Below are 660 nucleotides of genomic sequence, written 5' to 3'. Positions count from 1 at the left end.
GAGACAGGCGTAGTAGATATGGGCGTGATAGCTGGCGATCTCCGCAAGCTGCCTCGGACTGTTTTTCTCGTTCACCGCGATCCTCCCCTTCGATTGGTGTCGCGCCCGGCTCTCCCAGGCCCTCCAGGCAGCCTCGCGCGCTTGGCGGACTTGAGTCAATTCAAAGGCGAATGGCCGCCTTTTGCCAATCCTGCCAAAGTCGAAAGTCCGGCCCGCCGACATCTTGACGAAAACTGGTGCGCCTGATGAGACATGGTGCAATCGGTTCCAGGGGGAGATGGGCAAGCGGTGGGCAGGCTGTGAAGCGCGTTTTTCGTTTGCTTGCCGCTGTTATCATGGCGTCCGGGCTGACCGGTTGCACCAGCATCTCCTACTACGCGCAGTCGCTGCAGGGTCATGTCGAGATCATGGCCGCGCGGAAAGATGTCGGAACGCTCGTCCAGGATCCTTCGACGCCTCAGGCCTTGCGCGCCAGGCTGACGTCGGCGAGCGCCATCAGGCGGTTTGCGACGGATGAGCTGGCGCTGCCCGACAACAGCAGCTACCGCAGCTATGTCGACATCCATCGCGACGCCGTGACCTGGGCCGTTTTCGCCGCGCCGCAGTTCTCGCTTGCGCCGCGCACATGGTGCTTTCCAGTGTTCGGCTGCGTTCCATACC

At 62.1% G+C, this 660-nt stretch carries 1 protein-coding gene; it reads left to right on the top strand.

Annotation, left to right across the window (positions count from 1 at the left end; genetic code table 11):
* Nucleotides 1-335 precede the first annotated feature (335 nt).
* Nucleotides 336-660 (top strand): aminopeptidase (locus EOA32_RS37580; protein WP_189407738.1); only part of this gene is annotated, 325 nt, incomplete at its 3' end.

Origin of the sequence: Mesorhizobium sp. M1A.F.Ca.ET.072.01.1.1 (genome assembly GCF_004023325.1) — a bacterium.
GTDB lineage: Bacteria > Pseudomonadota > Alphaproteobacteria > Rhizobiales > Rhizobiaceae > Mesorhizobium.
Note: the sequence above shows the minus strand (reverse complement) of the source record. Positions and strands in the feature narration are given on the sequence as shown.